Genomic DNA, 14,863 nt, shown 5'->3' with positions numbered 1-14,863 from the left:
CGCGAAAACGTGGGGATACCCCAGCACCGAAGCCCAATCCCAGGACCAGCACCTCTGGCACCAGATGATCGCCCTCCAGGAAGAGCTGGACTGGCACTGCTATCGACTCTACGGCCTCATGGACGAAGACCTGTGTTACCCAGGCACGCCGCCCCCCGTGCGCTTGGGGGAGCGGTCCTTCGAGATCCATCTGGCCCGCCGCATGGCCGCCGGGGAGGTCCAGTCCACCTGGTTCCAGCGCCACGGCAGCACCCCCATCACTGAGATACCCGACCACTGGCCGGCGGATTACCGGGATCAGGTGGCGCGCCGTCTGGAGGCCATGGAACGTCACCGCTGGATCACCCTGGTGGAACAGCCCGAATACAAGCGCCGCTGGAACCGGGAGCCCTGGGACAAGCGGCAGGAACGGGCCATGCGCCAATGGCTGCTGGACCGCCTGGAAACCGAACTGCGCACCCACGACGCCGCTCTCCACACCTGCGCCCAACTGGCGGACCGGATGCGCCCGGATGAGACCTTTACGGCAGTGGCGGCCCTGTACACCGGCCACGACCTATTTGATCACCAGACCCTGGTGAGTGACCTGGTGGCCGGCGACCACGTGCCCCAGATGGCCGCCGCCCGCCTCAAGCCCGCCGCCATGAAGACCTTCCGCGCCTGGCAGGACACCTGGGACAAACAGCGCCAGGAGGATGCCATCGACGCCCGCCATGGCGTGGCCGAACCACTAAGCCCGGAGGCGGAGCAGGATACCCAGCAGCAGGCCGCCCACGCCGCCGCTCGGCAACGGGCCGAGGCCGACAAGGCCCGGGAGATCGGCCCCATTCCGGTGCCGCCCAAGTACAAGTCGACGGATTTTCGCCAGAGCAGCTACTGGACCCTGCGGGGCAAGCTGGACGTACCCAAGGAGCGTTTCTTCAGCCTGCCCGGCTGTGAAAAGGCCGGCGACACCACCCTGGTCATCGGCTGGGCCGGTCTGGATCATCTGCAGCGCGCCCAGGCCATCGCTCACTGGTATGTGGATCGCAAGGAAACCGACGGCTGGGACGCCCCCCAACTCATGCCCATGCTGGTGGCCCTGGAGGAACTCATCCCCTGGCTGAAGCAGTGGCACAACGACCTGCACCCGGAATACGGCGAACGCATGGGGGATTTCTACGAGCAGTTCCTGCTGGAAGAACTGCGCGCCCAGGCACTCACCCGGGAAGACCTGCACCACTGGCAGCCCACCGCCACCCGGCGGGGCCGTCAGGGCAGGAAGGGAACGGCGCTTGCGCAATGATGTCATTGCTCTGACAATGCTGTCATTGATGCCCTGGCATGAGGAGCGATGAGATGGCCACCGTGACCGTAAGAAACCTGCCGGATGAAGTGCATCGTGCGATTCGCGTGCGAGCCGCCCATCATGGCCGCAGCACCGAAGCGGAAATCCGCGCCATTCTGGAAGGCGTGGCCCGGCCGCCCGAGCGGGTGAAGCTCGGTTCCCTGCTGGCCTCCATCGCCCGTGAGGCAGGCGGCCTGAGCGATACCGAAGCCGAAGGATTCCAGCAACTTCGCGACAAGACCCCGGCTGAGCCGATGGGCTTTGAATGATCGTTCTCGATACCGACGTCATTTCCGAGTTGTGGAAGAGCCAGCCCAACCTCAACGTGCTGGCCTGGGTCGATGCGCAGGCCATTGAAACCCTCTATCTGTCCATAGTCACCGTGGCCGAGCTTCGCTATGGGATCGCAGCGATGCCCGAGGGCAGGAGGCGCTCGGTCTACCAGACACGGCTGGAGCATGAGGTGTTGCCCGCCTTTGCGGGGCGTGTGCTGGCCTTCGACCTGGAAGCGTCTCAAGCCTATGCGGAGTTGATGGCGCGAGCGAGGGCAGGGGGTAAGGCCATCGGCATGGCAGATGGGTATATCGCTGCCACGGCCGCGGTTCGCGGCCTGGTGGTTGCAACCCGTGACATCAGCCCCTACCAGGCCGCTGGGCTGGTCACCATCAATCCGTGGGAGGCAACATGAGTAAGGGACCGATTCGTCACGACGCAGACCACGGGACTGCCCAGCGCGCAACGCCCTTGATGAAAGCGCTGATCCACATCCCGGAGCGGGTGCAGCGGGGCGACTTCGTGCTCAATCTGTCCCACGGCCTGGAAGGGGAGGCCGTGCAGCAGACCCTGGATCAGTATGTGGTGACGCCGCAACTGGTCAAGGCCTTTGACGACGCCCTGAGCTTCATCAAGAGCACCGTGGTGGGCGGTCAGAACCGCCAGAAGGGGGCCTATCTCCACGGCAGCTTCGGCAGCGGTAAATCCCACTTCATGGCCGTCGCGCATCTGCTGATGCAGGGGCACCCCGATGCCCGGGCCATCCCGGAGCTGGCGCCGGTGGTCAGTGAGCATGATGACTGGCTGCAACAGCACAACATCCTGCTGGTGCCCTACCACATGATCGGTGCGCCAAGCATCGAGGCCGGCATCCTGGGGGGCTATGTGCGCCACATCTAGCGCCACCATCCCGAGGCTCCCCAACCCGGCTTTTATCTCAGCGACCGCCTGTTCCGCGATGCCCAGAACATGCGCGAGCAAATGGGGGACGAACGGTTCTTCCAGGTGCTCAATCAGGGTGCCGGTGCCTCCGGCGGTGAGGATGACTGGGGAGATCTGGCCCAGGGCTGGGACGCAGTGAGTTTTGATGCCGTCATCCAGGGGCGGACCAACGACGATGAAAAGGCCCGTCTGGTGGGTGATCTGGTGGGCACCCTGTTCCGCTCCGTGGCCGACATGGCCAACAGCCAGGCGGGCGGGTATGTGGGGTTCGATGAAGGGCTGCGCATCATGACCCAGCACGCCAAGGGGCTGGGCTACGATGCCGTGGTGCTGTTTCTGGATGAACTGATCCTGTGGCTGGCCAGCCATATCGCCGATCAACAGTTCATTGCCCACAACATCCAGAAGGTGGTCAAGCTGGTGGAGCCCAGCGAATCCCGGGCCCTGCCCATGGCCGCGTTCATCGCCCGGCAGCGGGATCTGCGGGAGTTTGTGGGGGATCAGTACACCGGCACCGATCAGGTGGTGCTCAGCGACGCCCTCAAATACTGGGAAGGGCGCTTCCATACCATCACCCTGGAAGACCGCAACCTGCCGGTGATCGCCCAGCGCCGGCTCCTGCGGCCCCGGGACGCGTCGGCCCGCCAGCAGATCCAGGCGGCCTTTGACACCATCGACAAGGGCCTGCGGGACGAGGTGTACACACTGCTGCTCACCACCCAGGGGGATCGGGACATGTTTCGTGACCTGTATCCCTTCAGCCCGGCCCTGGTGCAGGCCCTGGTGGCCCTGTCATCGGCCCTGCAGCGGGAGCGGACGGCCCTCAAGGTGATGCTGATGCTGCTGGTGCACCAGCGCGAGACCCTGCAACTGGGCGGCGTGATCCCGGTGGGGGATCTCTACGATGTGATCGCCTCCGATGCGGAACCCTTTTCCGAGCAGATGCGCGCCCATTTCGACAATGCCCGGCAGTTGCTGGAGCGCAAGCTGCTGCCCCTGCTGGAGGGAGAACACGGCATCACCAGGCCGGAACTTGAAACCCTGCCCGAGGATGCGCCCCGCCGCCGGGCCTTCAACAATGATCTGCGGCTGCTCAAGACCCTGCTGCTGGCGGCCCTGGTGCCCGAGGTGGAGAGCTTCAAGCAGCTCACCGCCAACAAGCTGGCGGCACTTAACCATGGCACCATCAAATCCCCCATCCCCGGTCAGGAAGGCCGCACGGTGGCGGCCAAGTGCCGCAAGTGGGCAGGGCAGGTGGGCGAGATCAAGATCAGCGACGATGCCCAGCCCATCATCGGCATCCAGCTCTCCGGCGTGGATACCCAGGGCATCCTGGAACAGGCGCAGATCCACGATAATGACGGCGCCCGCCGCAAGCTGATCCAGGACATGATCTTTGAGGCCTTCGGCATTCAGGGGGATGGCCAGTTGTTCGTGGAACACAGTCTGCTGTGGCGGGGCACCCGCCGCAGTGTGGAGGTGGCATTCCAGAACATCCGCGAGATCACGGACTTCAATACCTTTCAGGCCCGCGATCCGGACTGGAAGGTGATCATCGGCTTTCCCTTCGATGCGGGCCATTCCCCCACCGATGCCCGTGCCCGCGTGCAGGTGTATGAAGCCCGGGGGCAGGGCACCCGGACCCTGTGCTGGATTCCGTGTTTTCTGAGCCAGGGGGCGCTGCGGGATCTGGGGGTGCTGGTGCGCCTGGAGTATGTGCTCAAGAGTGATGACCGCTTTGCCTCCTTCAGTCGTCATCTGAGTCCGGTGGATCGCACCCAGGCCCGTACCCTGCTGGAGAATCAGCGCAGCCAGTTGCGCCAGCGGCTCAGGGATTGCCTGCTGGGCGCCTATGGCGGTAGCGAGGCGATACCGGGCACCCTGGACGAGGACCGTTCCCTGGATGAGCCGGTGATGTCCCTGGAGCCGGGATTCACGCCCCGTCTGCCCCATGGCGTCAATCTGCGCCAGGCCTTCGAACAACTGCTGGGACAGGCATTGCGCTTTCAGTATCCCGACCATCCGGTATTCGAGACGGAGGTGCGGATCAATGATCTGGGCAAGGTGATGGGGGAACTGCGGCGGGCCATTCACGCCAATGGGCATCGCATTGATGTGGAGACTGGATTGCGTGCCCTGATGCGCCAGATCGCCCAGCCCCTGAACCTGGGGGAGATGCACGAGCGACATTTCATCTTCAAGCCCGCCTGGCCCAACGAATTGCGTCGGGAGCTGGCCCATGACGGCCAGGGGATGGATGCCCCCCTGACCGTGGCGCGCCTGCGGGCGGCCATGGATCGCCCCCGTCCCCGGGGGTTGCCGGAGGCGGTGCAGAACCTGCTGATCATGGTGTTCGTGGAGCACGGGCAATATGCCTGCCTTTTTCATGGCCAGGAACAGGATCCGCAACTCAAGGATCTGCCCGACGTCCTGGTGCTGGTCCAGCAGGAGCTGGCCGAGCCCGCCGTGTGGAAACAGGCCCTGGACAAGGCGGGGGCGCTGTTCGGGCTGACGCCCCATCCGCTGCGTACCGCCAATCATCAGAATGCGCTGGTCAAGTCCGTCCATGAGGCTGCCCAGGCCGGCATCGGGGCCGCCGATGAACTGGTGAATGGGCTGGCCGCTCAGTTGCAGCAACTGGGGCAGCCCTTGACGGGGCATCGTTTCCGCACCGCCGAACATGCCCGGGATCTGCTGGAGGCGTTGAGTCGCCTGGATGGCGTCGCCCTGGTGAATCGACTGGCCGATGTGCAGGCGCCCAGTTCGGATCAGGCCCTGGGCCGGAGCATCCATTCCGCCGGTGCCGTGACCCAGTTGCTGCAGAACAACAACTGGTCCCTGTTCACCAAGATCTGGGAGGGCGGTCATCCGGGGGCCGTGGCGATCCGGGATCGGGTCTTCAAGGCCCTGGATGCCGATGAACTGGTGACGCCTCTGGCTCCGGTGCTGCGTCAGGCCCAGAAGGAGGCGACGGCCCTGATTGATCCGGCCATTCCGACGCCGTCGTTGGTGCCCGAGCCGCCTGTGTCACCCCCTGCGCGTCCGGATCAGCGAGTGGTGCGACAGGCGGCCCGCACGGGACTGAACCGCCGTCAGGCGCGGGAGGTCCTGGCCCAGATCGAGCAGTCTCTGGATGAGCATCACACCCTGGATCTGACCTGGACCATCAGCACCACCGACCCCCAGCGGAGCGGCCGGGATGGTGACTGATCCGGTGGGCGAGGCGGCCCTGGTGCCACGGGTCGTGGTGACCCAGTTGCAGGCCATTTTCGAGCGTGCCCCGCAGGCGGATCGGGTGGCCCTGGTCTGGCCCGCTCCCCTGGTGCCCGACTGCGTGGTGCTGCAGGTGGGCAAGCAGACGGTGAAGCTGGTCCATTGCCCTTCGGAACTCGCCCTGCGGGAGCAATTGGTCAATCACCGTGGACCGGAGCGGCTGGTGCTGCTGTCGGCATTGCACCAGGGGCAACTGGGCAAGGATGTACTGGCCCGCCTCTGGGGGCATGAGCCTCAGCAGATCAGTCCCTGGCGAACGCTGCAGCAGCTGATCCGGGTGCGGGAAATTGACCCCCGTCTGTCCCGCCGTCAGGGGCGCTGGATGGCCGAGGCCTTGCTGAATTGCCATGAGCAGTACCGGGAAGCCATGGATTTCGGCGAGGTCCTGGACCTGGAGACGGCCTGGCTGGCCCTGGCCCGGGGCTATCTGGACTACCGTCATCCGGCCTTGGCGTTGCCCTATCTGTTCCGCTGGTCTTTGCAGGCGGATGTGGAATATCACCTGCGGGTGCTGAACCCGGACGTGCGGGAGCATCTGGGCGAGTGGTTCCATGCCGCGTTGCCGCTGACCGGGACCGTGGTCACCGCTCTGTTCACCGCCGGTCACGGCCAGGATCTGCTGGCGGTGGGGCTGGCCATGGCGGTGATCCATGATCCGGAACTGGCGGCGGGGGGCAGGGTGTCTGCCGCGGATCTGCACGCCAGTCGCGGGCGTTTCGTGGAGCGTTACCTGGGTGGAGAGAGGCTTGATGGCCGGGCCATTGCCCAGTTCGGTGTCCATGCCCTCGAAACCACCCGTGGGTTGCTGGACGAAGGGGGAATTCGGGCCGTCGGCGGCACTCTGGACAAGGCGGAACAGATTCTGGCCAGTCTGGATCTGGCACCGATCCTGATCACCTCGGATCTTTTGCCGGGGGGCTGGCGCCAGCGTTTACAGGTCTTTGCCCAGGCCCTGCGGACGGATCTCCGACGGGGCAACTGCCAGGACACCCAGGCCGCCTGGGAGGCACTGGCGCGCCATGGGCTGGCCCGGTGGTCCCATCGGCAGGTACAGCTGGAACGGGCGCGGATGGCCCTGCGTCTGTTGCGCTGGCTGGCCCAGGGCGATCAGGAGGCCGCCGACACCCCGGCCCAGGCCGTGCGCCACTACATGGCCGAGGGCAGTTTTGTGGACTGGGCGCGCAGCCAGATGTGGACCGGAGAGGATGACGAGGCGCTGAATCAGGCCTATGGGGATCTGCTCCAGGCGGTGACGAGCCGCCGTGAACGCCGCAACCGGGAGTTTGCCGCCCATCTGCCCGCCATTGCCCGGGGGGATGCCCTGCCGGCGGGAATCTGGCCGGTGGAGGCGGCGCTGGAGACACTGGTGGCCCCCCTGGCCCAGTCCAGGCCGGTATTGCTGCTGGTGCTGGATGGCATGAGTGCCGCGGTGTATCGGGAAATTCAGGAAGACCTGCAGGCCCATGGCTGGATCGAGGTGAGTGACACCCCCGATCAGCCCGCACGGGCCTTGATCGCGGCCCTGCCTTCCATCACCCGGGTCAGTCGCTGTGCGCTGTTGTCCGGTGCGTTGCGCAGCGGAGAGGCGGCCGATGAAAGGCAGGCCTTCGAAAATCATCCGGCATTGAAAAAGGTGTCCTCCACCCGCTATCCCCCCCGATTGTTGCACAAGCAGGCGCTACGGCAGCCGGGCAGCGGGGCCCTGGCATCCGAGGCGCGGGCCCTGCTGGCCGGCACCGAACACCGGGTCACGGCGGTGGTGATCAATGCCATCGACGATCAGCTCTCCAGCAGTGCCCAGGTGAGCGTGGCCTGGAACCTGCAGTCCATTTCCCTGTTGCGTCAGGTGCTGGGGGCGGCCCGGGAGGGGGAGCGCGCCGTCATCATCACCAGTGACCACGGCCATGTGCTGGATCATGATTCCAGTTTCCTGCAGGCGGACACCCCCGGCGGTGAACGCTATCGCCCGGAGGTGGACGTGCCGGCCGAATCCGAAACGATGCTGGAAGGCCCACGGGTGCTCATGTCGGGGCAGCGTGTGGTGGTGCCCTGGAGCGAGAAGCCCCGGTACACCCGCGCCCGGAGCCGGGGTTATCACGGGGGGGGCAGTCTGCAGGAGGTGGTGATCCCGCTGGGTGTCTACATCAGTGCGAGCGACGCTCAGGGCCTGGCAGGCTGGACGGAGTTGCCCGGTTCGGTGCCCGGGTGGTGGCTGGCCGGGCCGGCGACGGCATCCGCGGCAACGCCGGTGCCGGACGTCGAGCCTGCCCGTCGGCGTGGTCGCGCCCAGCCGCCGGCGAAGGCGGCCGGGCAGGGTGATCTGTTCGCGGTCGCCGACGCCGACGCCAGCGCACCCGTGCCGGCTCCACCGGACGGTCCCGACTGGCTCGAAGCCCTGTTCCGCTCGCCGGTCTATGCCCAGAGCCGCTCCCGTGCGGGCCGGGCTGGCGTCACCGAGGCACAGCTTCGTGCATTGCTGACCCTGTTCCATGAAAGCGGCGGCGTGGCCATGGAGGCCACCGTGGCCCAGCGCCTGGAGATACCCTCCATTCGCCTGCGCGGGTTTTTGTCATCGGCGCAGAAACTGCTGAACGTGGATGGTTATCCGGTGCTGACCGTGCAGCGCGAGGCGCAAACCGTGCGCCTGAACCTGGCGGATCTGAAGGGGCAGTTCGAGCTATGACGGTCAGTGCGCAAAGACGCCGGGATATTATCGACGCCCTGCGCCGGGGCACGGTCCCGCAGTACGGGCTGGATGCGCTGGCGGTGGGGCTGGCACCGTTCCAGGCGACCTTTGACGAGGAACTGGACAAGGTGGCCGGCGGCAGCGCGGCGTTCAAGGCGGTGCGGGGGGAGTACGGCAGCGGCAAGACCTTCATCACCCGCTGGCTGCGGGAACGTGCCCATGGACTGGGATTCGCCTGTGCCGAAGTGCAGGTGTCCGAGACCGAAACGCCATTGCATCGCCTGGAAACGGTGTATCGACGCCTCATGGAGCGGTTGACCACGGCGGATTGTCCCAACGGCGCCTTTCGCAACGTGGTGGAATCCTGGTTCTATACCCTGGAGGAGGATGTCCTGGCTCAGTCGGACGTCGATCCTGAAGATGGGGCGGCCCTGGTGGCGGCCACCGATGCCTTGATGGAGAAGCGTCTGGGCGAAGTGGTGCGGTCGGCGCCGGCGTTTTCGCTGACCCTGCGAGCCTATCGCCAGGCCCTGCTGGAAGGGCGGGAGGAGATTGCCGACGGGCTGCTGGCCTGGATGGCCGGTCAACCCAATATTTCCGCCGCCATCAAGCGTTACGCCCGCATCAAGGGCGACATCGACCATTTCGGTGCCCTGAGCTTTCTGCAGGGCATTCTCACCATCCTGAAGGATTCCGGTCATCCCGGGATGCTGCTGGTGCTGGATGAGGTGGAAACCCTGCAACGGATGCGGGGCGATGCCCGGGACAAGAGTCTCAACGCCCTGCGGCAACTGATGGATGAGGTGGATGCGGGCCGTTTCCCGGGGCTGTATCTGCTGATGACCGGAACGCCCGCCTTCTTCGAGGGGCCGATGGGGGTCCAGCGTCTGCCGCCCCTGGCCCAGCGTCTGGCCGTGGATTTCTCCACCGATGCCCGATTTGATAACCCCCGGGCGGTGCAGATCCGTCTCAAGGGGTTCGATACGGCGCAACTGGAAGCCGTGGGGATCAAAGTGCGGGATCTCTATGCCCGGGGTAGCCGGTGCCCGGAGCGAATCATGGCCCGGGTGGACGATGCCTATCTGGCCCTGCTGGCCCAGGCGGTGACCGGTGATCTGGGCGGGCGCGTGGGCATTGCGCCGCGGCTCTTTCTCAAGAAGCTGGTGGGCGAGGTGCTTGACCGCGTCGATCAGTTTGAGGATTTCGATCCGCGTCGGGACTATGCCCTGACCCTGTCCGACCAGGAGATGACCCCGGTCGAACGGGCCGCCCGTGCAGCCACCCGCGTGGATGACATCGAGTTGGGTCCATGACCGCCTTTGACCGGCTGCACCCGGCACTGCAGCATCACATCGCCAACAGCCTGGGCTGGCCGCGCCTGCGCCCGGTCCAGGAGGCCACCATCGATCCGGTCCTGGATGGGTCCCATGCGATCCTGCTGGCGCCCACGGCGGGCGGCAAGACCGAAGCAGCCTGTTTCCCCGTTTTTTCGCGCATGCTCACCGAACGCTGGGAGGGGGTGAGCGTTTTGTATGTGTGCCCCATCAAGGCCTTGCTCAACAATCTGCTGCCCCGTCTTGAGCATTATGCGGGTCTGCTGGGTCGCCGGGTGGCCTTGTGGCATGGGGATGTGGGGGCCGCCCGGCGCGCCCGCATCGTCAGTGATCCGCCGGATATCCTGCTCACCACCCCGGAATCCCTGGAGGCCATCCTGGTCTCCGCCCGGGTGGATCATCGGCGGCTGCTGGGGCAGGTGAGGGTGGTCATCATTGACGAGGTGCATGCCTTTGCCGGAGATGACCGGGGGTGGCACCTGCTGGCGGTGCTTGAGCGGGTATCCCGCATTGCCGGGCGTGAAATCCAGCGCCTGGGACTGTCGGCCACGGTGGGTAATCCCGAGGCGCTGGCGCAATGGCTGGCCGGTGGGCAGCAGCAGTCCTGCCATGTGATCGATCCACCGGCGCCGGTCACGGTGGAGACCCAGGTGGAACTGGACTGGGTGGGATCGCTGGAGAACGCGGCCCTGGTGATCTCGCGTCTGTACCGTGGTGAGAAACGGCTGGTGTTCGTGGACAGTCGGGCCAGGGTGGAACAGATCGCCATGGAACTGCGTGGGCTGGGTGTGAACACTTTCGTGTCCCACAGCAGCCTGAGTCTGGAAGAGCGCCGGGCTTCGGAGGCGGCCTTTGCCCAGGGGCGGGACTGCGTGATCGTGGCCACCAGCACCCTGGAGCTGGGAATCGATGTGGGGGATCTGGATCGGGTGATTCAGGTGGATGCGCCCTGGACGGTGTCCTCGTTCCTGCAGCGTATCGGTCGTACCGGGCGTCGCCGGGGCAGCATCCGCAACTGCCTGTTTCTGGCCACGACGGAGGATGCCTTTCTGCGTGCACTGGGTCTGCTGCATCTTTGGCGGCAGGGCTATGTGGAGCCGGTCCAGCCGCCTGCCATGCCGCTGCATATCCATGCCCAGCAGATCATGGCGCTGGTGCTGCAGGAGCAGGGGGTGATCGCCGACGACATCCCGGTCTGGATCGGCGGCATGCCCGGTTTTGCGGCGATCAATCCCCGGCTGCGCCAGCGCCTGCTGGACGGCATGATCGAAACGGGCATCCTGCATTCGGATCAGGGCATGCTGGGCATCGGTCGACGGGGTGAGCAAACCTTTGGTCATCGGCACTTCATGGATCTGGTCTCGGTGTTCATCACTCCGCCCACGGTAAGGGTCCTGCATGGCAAACGGGAACTGGGGGAGGTGCATGAGCTCACCTTTGGCCTGAGCGACGAAGGCCCGGTCCTGCTCACCCTGGCCGGGCGCAACTGGATGACCCGCCATGTGGACTGGCCGCGACGGTGTGCCTATGTGGAACCCTGTGAGCTGCGGGGTCGAGCCCAGTGGCTGAGTGTGGGGCAGCCCATGAATCTGTCGCTGTGTCAGGCCATCAAGCAGGTGCTGGCCGATGGGGATTTTCCACCGGATCTGAGCCGCCGTGCCCGGGAGCGACTGGCATCCCTGCAAGAGGAGTACGACTGGGTCGACGCGGAATCCACCGGCCTGATCATGGACGGTGAGGGGCACGCCACCTGGTGGACCTTTGCCGGTGCTGTCTGCAATGCCGCCCTGGCCCAGGCCTTGCGCCCACTGGCGGACCGGGTGACCGCCGACAATCTGGCCATCAGTTTTTCCAAGCTCTTCGACAGGGATGCCTTCAAGGATCGGCTGGCGCGACAGCTGGCCCAGGCCGGCGCCGAAGGTGTGCTCGTCCCCCTGGATGCCCGCTTCATCCAGGAACTCAAATTTGCCCAATGTCTGCCGCAGTCGATGATCGATGAGGAGATCCGGGCGCGATATCGGGTGGATGAGGCGCTTGCCCTGTTGCAGGGCCAGACGCTGGATCTGCTGCGGATCTGAAGGGCAGGGGGCGGGTGTATCCACGCCGAATTTGCGGTAAGTTGTATTCCACAGTTGCTGTCTGGCTCCGGTAGCTCGCCAGACCGGCACCCAATCCCACCACACCGGTGAACCATGTCCCTGGAAAAGGTCGTCTTCAGCTTCTTCATCCTTCTGGCCCTGACCCTGAACTTCGGCTTCGTCCTGGGGGAGTTCGACAACCCGGATCATCACCACAGCTATGAGCTGCTGGCGGTGATTGTGGTGAACCTCATCGCCACCGTGCTCAAGTTCGGTGACCGTACCCAGACCGGGGCGCTGCTGCTGGCCAGTTCGCTGGTGGCGGTGCTGCAGTTGCTGGCCGCCGGGGTGGTGTGGGCCTATGCGGCCCATGTCAGCGCCACGGGTCTGGATGCCGTCATGATGGCCAGCATCGTCTCCCTGGCGGCGGGCGCCCTGCTGGCCAACGTCGTGTCGGTGGTCCTGGTCATCATCGACACCGTGAATCTGCGCCGCTAGTCCGGCGCCAGGGCGGCCCCATGAACAAGGTCATCTTCCTGTTCCTGCGGCGCATGCGCACCCCGTTGCTGGTGCTGATCGGGGCGTATACGGTGTCCGGTGTCGGTCTGTTGCTGATCCCGGGGGTGGACGACCAGGGCGAACCCTGGCGCATGAGCATCTTTCACGCCTTCTACTTTCTCAGCTATACCGCCACCACCACCGGTTTTGGCGAGGTGCCCTACGCCTTCACCGATGCCCAGCGGATGTGGGTCACCTTCAGCATCTATCTCACCATCGTCGCCTGGCTCTATGCCATCGGCAAGATCCTCACCCTGATCCAGGATCCAGCCTTCAAGCAGGCTCTCGGTTCCCAGGCCCTCGACCGGGCCGTGCGGCGCATGAAGGACCCGTTCTACATCGTCTGCGGTCATGGAGACACCGGCTCCATGCTGGTGCGGGCCATGGTGCAGCGGGGGCGTCATGCGGTGGTGATCGACTACGACCCGGATCGCATCAATGACCTGGAACTGGCGGACCTGACCCTGCATGTGCCGGGGCTGTTGGGGGATGCCAGCGTCTCGCGGCATCTCAAGGCCGCGGGGCTCCTGCATCCCCTGTGCCGGGGTGTGGTGGCCCTGACCGACGACGAGGAAGCCAATCTCAAGATCGCCATCACCAGCAAGCTGCTCAACCCGGAGTTGCCGGTGATCTGCCGTGCCCATACCCGGTCCACCGAGGACAACATGGCCTCCTTTGGCACCGATCACATCATCAACCCCTTCGATGCCTTTGGGGAGCGTCTTGGACTGGCCCTGCGCTCACCGGGGCTGTATCTGTTGCGGGAATGGCTGACCAGCGTGCCCGGGTCTCCCCTGCAGGAGCCGGTGCATCCGCCGAAGGGTACCTGGATCCTGGTGGGGTTCGGGCGCTTCGGCAAGGCGGTGCGGCGGGCCATGGTGGCGCAGGGATTGAGTACGGTGGTGATCGAGATCGACCCGTCCCGGGCCGGATGCGATGGCCCCTGCGTGGAGGGGCGCGGCACCGAGGCGGACACCCTGCGCCTGGCGGGGATCGATCAGGCCGTGGGGCTGGTGGCGGGGACGGAGCAGGACACCAACAATCTTTCCGTGATCATGACGGCCCGGGATCTGAAGGCGGACCTGTTCATGGTCGCCCGCCAGAATCATTGCGACAATCAGGACCTGTTCGACGCGGCACGGCCGGCTCTGGTCATGCGCTCCAGCGAGATGATCGTGGAGTCCATCCTGGCCCACCTGGGCAATCCCCTGCTGGCCCGCTTTCTGGAACTGAGCCTGGGCCGGGGCGAGGCCTGGGCCAATGAACTCCTCAGCCGGATCAGCGGGGTGACGGACGAGCGGGTGCCCGAAGTCTGGCGGGTACACGTGACGGCCAGGGGGGCGCCTGCACTGCATGCCCTGATCCGGGAAGGCCATCCGGTCACCCTGGGGCTGCTGCTGGAGGCCGGTCAGGCCCGCTACGCGATCCTCAACTGCGTGCCCCTGATGCTTTGCCGGGAGGGAGAAGAGAGGCTGACGCCCTCGGAGGACACCCTCATCGAACAGGGCGACCGGCTCCTGCTCTGCGGCCGCCCCCGCGCCACGGATTATCTACATCATCTGCTGCGGGATCAGCAGGCCCTGCGCTATCTTGTGACCGGTGACAATCGCCCGGACGGCTGGATCTGGCGTATGCTGGGCATGGGGCGTCCCGAGCCGGCGGCAAGCCCGGATCGGGATCGCTGACGGCAGGGATTTTCAGGTTTTTTCGAGGTGTGAGATGGCATCAAATTCATCCTCCAGACAACGTCTGGATCAGATCGTGGCCAACAGCCACAAGGAACAGGCGGCGCGGGAGCAGGGTTACCGGGCCAAGGCCCTGAAGATGTATCCCTGGGTCTGCGGACGTTGCGGGCGTACCTTCGATCACGGCAATGTCCGTGAACTGACGGTGCATCATCGGGATCACAATCACGACAACAATCCCCAGGATGGTTCCAACTGGGAACTGCTGTGCGTGTACTGCCACGACAACGAGCATCAGCGCCTGACCGAGGCCATGTCCGGTCACGGGGGTGGGGCGGGTGCCGGCGGCACGGGCAAGGAAGCCACCCATAACCCCTTCGCCGCCCTGGGGGATCTGCTCAAGGGTAAGGACTGAGCCACGCCCACCGGTTGACCGGGTGCGGTTCCCGGCGTAGTTTTCAGACCATGGGGCGTGGCCCGTACCCGTGGCCCCCCAAGACCGGAGGACATACCGTGGAAGCCTCGACGTTCAAGATGTTTGAAGGCCTGCTGATCATCGGCGCGGTGGTGGCGTTTGCCATCTGGCAATTTGGCTCCCTGCGTCGGGATCGGGAGGAGCGGGACCGCCGCCGGGCCGAGGAAAAGAAGACATCCGACAACCAAAAACAGGACTGACGGGGAAGCGTCCTGTCGGACCACTGACTGAT

The 14,863-nt window shown here is 65.4% G+C and carries 12 protein-coding genes; all 12 read left to right on the top strand.

Translation table 11 applies throughout. The features are described 5' to 3' along the window. The coding region (pglX, locus tag ECTPHS_RS11305; RefSeq protein ID WP_141565346.1) for a BREX-2 system adenine-specific DNA-methyltransferase PglX at window positions 1-1,285 on the top strand (1,285 nt) is incomplete at its 5' end. A 53-nt stretch (window positions 1,286-1,338) separates the two neighbouring features. Next, window positions 1,339-1,596 (top strand): Arc family DNA-binding protein, encoded by a 258-nt coding sequence (locus ECTPHS_RS11300; protein ID WP_008932882.1) that lies wholly within the window; start codon window positions 1,339-1,341, stop codon window positions 1,594-1,596. Continuing rightward, window positions 1,593-2,015 (top strand): type II toxin-antitoxin system VapC family toxin, encoded by a 423-nt coding sequence (locus tag ECTPHS_RS11295; RefSeq protein ID WP_008932881.1) that lies wholly within the window; start codon window positions 1,593-1,595, stop codon window positions 2,013-2,015. Before ECTPHS_RS11300 ends, ECTPHS_RS11295 begins: the two co-directional genes overlap by 4 nt. Further along, window positions 2,012-2,500, top strand: a complete 489-nt coding sequence (locus tag ECTPHS_RS14965) for a hypothetical protein (RefSeq protein WP_210386920.1) — start codon at window positions 2,012-2,014, stop codon at window positions 2,498-2,500. Before ECTPHS_RS11295 ends, ECTPHS_RS14965 begins: the two co-directional genes overlap by 4 nt. 69 nt (window positions 2,501-2,569) lie before the next feature. Further along, the gene (locus ECTPHS_RS11290) at window positions 2,570-5,752 is read left to right on the top strand and encodes a phage resistance protein (protein WP_210386919.1); all 3,183 of its coding nucleotides are present in this window, start codon (window positions 2,570-2,572) and stop codon (window positions 5,750-5,752) included. Continuing rightward, window positions 5,742-8,498, top strand: a complete 2,757-nt coding sequence (gene pglZ, locus ECTPHS_RS11285) for a BREX-2 system phosphatase PglZ (protein WP_008932880.1) — start codon at window positions 5,742-5,744, stop codon at window positions 8,496-8,498. The genes ECTPHS_RS11290 and pglZ overlap by 11 nt, the downstream gene beginning before the upstream one ends. Next, window positions 8,495-9,814: a BREX system ATP-binding protein BrxD gene (gene brxD / locus ECTPHS_RS11280; protein ID WP_008932879.1), complete on the top strand. Its 1,320-nt coding sequence runs from the start codon at window positions 8,495-8,497 to the stop codon at window positions 9,812-9,814. The genes pglZ and brxD overlap by 4 nt, the downstream gene beginning before the upstream one ends. Next, on the top strand, window positions 9,811-11,913 hold the full coding sequence (locus ECTPHS_RS11275) for a DEAD/DEAH box helicase (RefSeq protein ID WP_008932878.1): 2,103 nt from the start codon (window positions 9,811-9,813) through the stop codon (window positions 11,911-11,913). Before brxD ends, ECTPHS_RS11275 begins: the two co-directional genes overlap by 4 nt. Window positions 11,914-12,027: 114 nt before the next feature. Beyond that, complete coding sequence (locus ECTPHS_RS11270) at window positions 12,028-12,411, top strand: DUF6394 family protein (RefSeq protein ID WP_008932877.1); 384 nt, start codon at window positions 12,028-12,030, stop codon at window positions 12,409-12,411. 20 nt (window positions 12,412-12,431) lie between these two features. Further along, window positions 12,432-14,156 (top strand): TrkA family potassium uptake protein, encoded by a 1,725-nt coding sequence (locus ECTPHS_RS11265; protein ID WP_008932876.1) that lies wholly within the window; start codon window positions 12,432-12,434, stop codon window positions 14,154-14,156. Window positions 14,157-14,190: 34 nt separating this feature from the next. Beyond that, entirely contained in the window at window positions 14,191-14,571 is a 381-nt protein-coding gene (locus ECTPHS_RS11260; RefSeq protein WP_008932875.1) for a YajD family HNH nuclease, read from the top strand. Window positions 14,572-14,669: 98 nt separating this feature from the next. After that, a complete protein-coding gene (locus tag ECTPHS_RS14820) occupies window positions 14,670-14,831 on the top strand; it encodes a hypothetical protein (protein ID WP_008932874.1) in 162 nt (53 codons plus the stop codon). The last annotated feature ends 32 nt before the right edge of the window (window positions 14,832-14,863 follow it).

Origin of the sequence: Ectothiorhodospira sp. PHS-1 (assembly GCF_000225005.1) — a bacterium.
Lineage (GTDB): Bacteria > Pseudomonadota > Gammaproteobacteria > Ectothiorhodospirales > Ectothiorhodospiraceae > Ectothiorhodospira.
The sequence above is the reverse complement of the archived record's forward strand: the minus strand, read 5'-3'. Positions and strand labels throughout refer to the sequence as shown.

Bases quoted from the DNA above. Each gene is read 5' to 3' on its own strand.
- ECTPHS_RS11275 (WP_008932878.1), top strand. From the start codon at position 9,811: ATGACCGCCTTTGACCGGCTGCACCCGGCACTGCAGCATCACATCGCC.
- ECTPHS_RS14965 (WP_210386920.1), top strand. From the start codon at position 2,012: ATGAGTAAGGGACCGATTCGTCACGACGCAGACCACGGGACTGCCCAG.
- ECTPHS_RS11270 (WP_008932877.1), top strand. From the start codon at position 12,028: ATGTCCCTGGAAAAGGTCGTCTTCAGCTTCTTCATCCTTCTGGCCCTG.
- pglZ (WP_008932880.1), top strand. From the start codon at position 5,742: ATGGTGACTGATCCGGTGGGCGAGGCGGCCCTGGTGCCACGGGTCGTG.
- ECTPHS_RS11260 (WP_008932875.1), top strand. From the start codon at position 14,191: ATGGCATCAAATTCATCCTCCAGACAACGTCTGGATCAGATCGTGGCC.
- ECTPHS_RS11300 (WP_008932882.1), top strand. From the start codon at position 1,339: ATGGCCACCGTGACCGTAAGAAACCTGCCGGATGAAGTGCATCGTGCG.
- brxD (WP_008932879.1), top strand. From the start codon at position 8,495: ATGACGGTCAGTGCGCAAAGACGCCGGGATATTATCGACGCCCTGCGC.
- ECTPHS_RS11265 (WP_008932876.1), top strand. From the start codon at position 12,432: ATGAACAAGGTCATCTTCCTGTTCCTGCGGCGCATGCGCACCCCGTTG.
- ECTPHS_RS11290 (WP_210386919.1), top strand. From the start codon at position 2,570: ATGCGCGAGCAAATGGGGGACGAACGGTTCTTCCAGGTGCTCAATCAG.
- ECTPHS_RS11295 (WP_008932881.1), top strand. From the start codon at position 1,593: ATGATCGTTCTCGATACCGACGTCATTTCCGAGTTGTGGAAGAGCCAG.